The sequence below is a fragment of the uncultured Gimesia sp. genome, from assembly GCF_937910335.1.
In the GTDB taxonomy this organism is placed as follows: domain Bacteria; phylum Planctomycetota; class Planctomycetia; order Planctomycetales; family Planctomycetaceae; genus Gimesia.
Window position 1 is genome coordinate 1 of record NZ_CALEMX010000631.1, and the last position, 5,031, is coordinate 5,031.

Here is a 5,031-nt window from a genome sequence, read left to right on the forward strand (position 1 = left end):
CGTTTTCTCAAATGAGTTTTTAAACGACCCATTTCGCTGACACGGTACGTGTGCGTGGCAGCCATACGTATTCGCGGATTCTTCGCGAACAGGAAAACTCTGGTCGGAACGGCTCCTGGAGTGTCCGATCAAAGCAACATTTCTCGGCACCATTCCCTCCCAGTTAGCTTGGTCGTAATGTCGCTAAACTCCGCAAGTTCAAGTCGCACAAAATCTCTGCTAACTGGTTAGTTGAGCAGGCTCGCCAAACGACTTACCAAAACTTTCGCCCCATCGGCAGATGGTGGTTTGTGACTGTATTCGATTACTATCACAGTGCTCATCCCAAAGGAGATCGCAGGCTCGCAAAGCCAAAGCAACCAGAATGAAGCGTAACAAGGAGATGGTCCCGACTGATACCGAGATGGTGTGTAAGGGCGGCTCGACTTTCCACCATTCCATTATCGAGAAGTGATTGATATACGAGAAAAGATTGATATAATTGGGCTCTGACTAAAGGATCGTACTTAGCCTTGGCCGATTTTGGGGACTCAAGATTTGCAAAAGGTCACCCCGGGGGAGCAAATGGATGTTTCGCTGCTTTCTGGAACTCGTTACCAGGAAAAGACGTATCTCAACAAAGGAGTTATTGGCTGAGTATTCATCTTGAGGAGCCAGCATACGTTAAGGCATCAAGTTATGCAGAACACGATCTTAACTGAGTTCGGATGCTCGCCGACAGCAGGCGCATCAGTTCCACTTTATGGCCTTCGTGCACGACTCTATATTCGGTTGTACAAATTTCAGTTTGGAGCGAATCGAAAATGAACCACCTTTCTGATCGACTTCCGGAAAATCGTTGGTTTCTCGCGCTTGTGGTCGCGGTTTGTTGGTCCGCCCCGATTGCTGCAGATGAGCCGACACAGAAGGCAGGTCACGTCGACATTGACGGTGTCAACTTCCCGTTTGGCCAGATCGTCGAAGTTGTTGGACCTTGCTTAACGACGGATTCCGATATGCTTGGCTTTAGCTATGCCAGCGCTTCGCTGCTGGGGCTTCGCATTGACGGATGGGCGAATCAAGAGAACATCGCTTTTCATCTTTTGGCTGAATCGGACGAGGACAGAAAGAAGCTCGATTCACTCAAGAAGGATGCCTACTATAAAGTCCGCGGGCGGCTCACTGGGGCGCGGATGTCAGGCCCCAAAAGGGCCTGTAATTTGGAGGTGGAACACATTGACGCGGTGCCATCAGCGTCGCTGATGCCAAAGGACTTCCTTGGCCGCATGGCAAGCTTTGAAGGAGTCGCGCAGCCGAACGGCACGCTCACAGTAAATGGGGAAACCTTGCACCTGGTTAAAGTACCGACATGGCCAAAAGACGTAGTAGGCAAGACGGTTCACGTTTCGGGTTCAGTAGGACAAGGCCCACAGGGCTGGCAACTTTCCATGCCGACATGGAATCTCGCGAATCTGTCCGACAGGGTCGGTCAAGACGTATCGCTTGACGGTGTGTTGTTTAGTTTGAATGACCATTGGTGGTTTGACTATCGCGATGAACGTCTCTATCTGACCAGTGATGCGGGACCTCAACTCTCGTTTTCCGGTGAACATGGTCGATTGGCGACGGTCACCGGAAAACTCGTTCGCCAACTGCGGCCTTCATTGAAGCAAATCACGGAGAAATCGGATCGCGACCTCGTTCTGACTTATGTTGTTCGGGGTGCGAAAGTCACGTTTCGTGATGACTCAAAGACATGGTATGAACGGTTTGGATTCATCTACTCCGGGCAAAACAAGGTGAGTGATGGGGTACCGGAATTGCTCGCCGAGTTAAGTTATCGCAAAAACCTCTTGGGATACGAAACGGATACCATGCTGTTTACGGAACGTAACGCAAAGACCATTAGTTCAATAATCCAAAGCTCCACACAGGCAGTTCGCGATGTCCTCGCCCGAAGAATGAACGATGTGCTGGTGAACCGCTCATTGCGGTTGTTGTATGCAGCGATCCTGGCCCGTGTGAATGATGAACGAGGTAGGGAGTTTCTGAAGAATCTGGCTGAATCGCCCGGGGACGTGCCCCAAAAAGAAATTTATTTTTGCCTGGGAGTTTTTCCTTTTCTCGGCAGCGACGTCGATAAGAAGATCAACACCGACTGTAAATGGGCGGAGCAGACGTTGATCGCTATCATGTCAAGTCCGAAATCGAATGCAGTGGCGTTTCGGTATTCTTCGATTCCGCATGTGTTGATCAAGATCAATACTCCCGCGGCGCGGAAAGTGTTGTTGGGTTATGCCTTGCAAACCGAAAGCAAGTCGGAATTTTTCTTCAGGAGTTCCGTGGTCCCGTTGCTTTGCGCCCCATCGGTGCAGTTACCGGCTGAGAATCTACTACAACTAGAGGCAGTGGCTAAAAAAAACGGGAGCTCAAGAAGGGCAATTCTACGCGCATTACTACGGCTGAAAGATCCTGCGGTCACAGAACGATTTCTGGGGGACTTCGAGAATGGATTTGTCTACATGGATTTTCGCGATTTATCCTCGCCTGAAGTCCTCGCGTCATTAAGTCCCCTCCTGCCGAAACTGACCGGCGAGTCAAAGTCGAATGTGCAAATGTTGCTCGTACTCGGAGAAAAAGATCCCGTGCCAGCGCTGATCGCATTGTTGAATGACAGAAAGTATCCCGACAAGAATTTAGTGTTGTTCGAACTGGCTCGGATCGCGGATGACCGTGCAATAAAACCAGTAGCCCGTATCCTCCGCGAAGCAGACAAAGATTACTTCAAGATCGATTTCACATTAGTCATCAAAGGCATTGCACCGAAACAGACGAGCGAATCATTCTCAGCACCGATACTGACCAACGCAAACGCATCATACACCGGCATTCGGCACGCATTGGAAGCATTGGCCAAAACCCACAAGCGCAGTGCGGTCCAGGAACTGATTGACTTGCTCGGCGTGGACCTCGGAAGATTCGGTGGGGACACCGACAAAGCAGGGTTTCAACGAATCATTGCTGCACATCTGATTGAGATGACTGGTGAATCATTCGGCGTCGACCAGATCGGCTGGCGGAAATGGGAAAGAGCACAACCTGATGAGAGATTCCGTGCGCTAGAATCCAAACAGGGCAAGAATGGAACGTACCGGCTAGGGCCGAATCAAAGTATTGACCTAGGTAATTAGTGGCACTAAACGCCTCAAGAATCGCAACGCCATCTTTGCTCGGCAGAATGGATTGCCGTCATCGATTTATCGCCCATACAATAAAGAAACACACCCGTAGCGTCAAAAAAAACTGCTGACCCGTGTTTGCCTGAATAGTCGGCACTTGCGCCTCGTCTGATATATTAATCTCTGTTACTCGAGGTTCCACTAACCCATACGAATTCCAGAATTCCGTTTTAATCACCGTATTACGAACAGATCCTGGCCGACTTTCTGTCCGTTGAAAAAACGTTGGCAACTCGGTTTTTGAAACTCGCCTGGATTCCGACGATTTCACGATGGCTTCTAGCGATTATTGTGTTGGAAGTAGCATTTTATGATTTCGAGTCACGAGTTGGGACATCGTGCTACTTCCTTAAGTCGTTGATTAAAGATGTCATTTTCGACTATCGCCAACAGCGACAAAAACGGTCGCCGAAGGTTCCCTTCTAAACATCCTCATGATAAGTTGGTAGTCTTGTATAGGGATCTTATTTATGTATCTAGGATTTCGATGTCGAAAATAAAAGAAATTGCAAACTGTCTAAACGGATCGAAAAAAGCCATCGCATTTACGGGCGCGGGGATAAGCACCGAAAGTGGTATCCCTGACTTTCGCTCTCCGGGGGGCATTTGGGCGAATTCGCAGCCAGTCTACTTTCAGGACTTTATGGCTAGTGCCGACTCCCGTTATGAATATTGGCGGCAAAAATCTATTTCGCAGAACGACTTTAATAACAGCCAACCAAATGCCGGTCATCAAATTCTTGGCAAATGGCAAAACTCGGGCCGGTTACAAGCCATCATTACTCAGAATATCGACGGCCTTCATCAGGACGCCGGTAGCAACAAAGTGCTTGAGTTACATGGCACCGCGCGCGAGATCATATGCTTTGGTTGCAACGCACGTTTTTGTGCCACCGAGATGGTCGAAAAATTTTTAGTCGATGATCAAGTGCCAACCTGCCCAGTGTGCGACGGTCTGCTTAAGCACGCGACTGTTTCGTTCGGCCAACAGCTTCCCGAGGATATCTTGGAAGAAGCAATTCAGTTAAGCTCAACTGCGGATCTCTATTTCGCTATAGGCTCCTCGTTGGTTGTCGAGCCCGCTGCGAGTCTGCCACGACTGGCAAAGCAAAACGGCGCGAATCTTGTCATCATCAACCGCGACGAGACACCTCAGGATGTTCTCGCCGACTGGGTGATTCACACTTCGATAGGTGAAACGCTTTCGGCGATTGATGAGTGTTTAGCTGTATTGTAAAGAGCAGTCGATGTCGGAGAACGATGCATCGTCAAGAATCTCGACCGGGTTCTTGCAGTGAGGACAGCGAATGGCATCGTGGCAAAAAACTGTGTACCGTGAAAGCCGGCGATTTCCAGTGGGTGCAATTCCCCGTAGAATAAAAAAATTCAGCCGACCTGTGTGCGCGGAACTGTTCTGAACTTGCGTTTCGTCTGATTCTTACATCTCTAGCGCTTACTGTTCCACAAACTCATACGTTTTGTGGTAATGCAAAAAACCATCGATTTCGCGTTTAGATGTATTCGGAAGAAATCGGTCGACAGCATAACCTGAATACTCCTCACATTTAGACATTTTTTTCAAATCCAGAAACTTTGTAACACCAATTAAGGAACAACTTCATGTTGCCATGTTTCTCTATTGGTAGAGGAATTTTGTTGCCCATAGGAGGGAGATCCAAGATGGTATCTCATGAACTCCAGCAGCATCGTTTGATTGGCTATGCCCGAGTGAGCACAGGTGATCAAGAACTTTCCCTCCAAACTGATTCTCTACTAAAACATGGAGTCAAAGTATGCTCCACATCCGCTTGAA

General features: G+C 48.8%; 2 protein-coding genes. Both read left to right on the forward strand.

Annotated features, from left to right (window positions below; translation table 11 throughout):
* The first annotated feature begins 803 nt into the window (after positions 1-803).
* Positions 804-3,170, forward strand: coding sequence for a hypothetical protein (locus tag Q0668_RS25690; RefSeq protein WP_298869425.1), 2,367 nt, complete (start codon positions 804-806; stop codon positions 3,168-3,170).
* A 535-nt stretch (positions 3,171-3,705) separates the two neighbouring features.
* Positions 3,706-4,455, forward strand: coding sequence for an NAD-dependent protein deacylase (locus tag Q0668_RS25695; RefSeq protein ID WP_298869426.1), 750 nt, complete (start codon positions 3,706-3,708; stop codon positions 4,453-4,455).
* The last annotated feature ends 576 nt before the right edge of the window (positions 4,456-5,031 follow it).

What these genes read in the sequence shown, in the direction of transcription:
- Q0668_RS25690 (WP_298869425.1), top strand. Translation starts at nt 804, where the DNA reads ATGAACCACCTTTCTGATCGACTTCCGGAAAATCGTTGGTTTCTCGCG.
- Q0668_RS25695 (WP_298869426.1), top strand. Translation starts at nt 3,706, where the DNA reads ATGTCGAAAATAAAAGAAATTGCAAACTGTCTAAACGGATCGAAAAAA.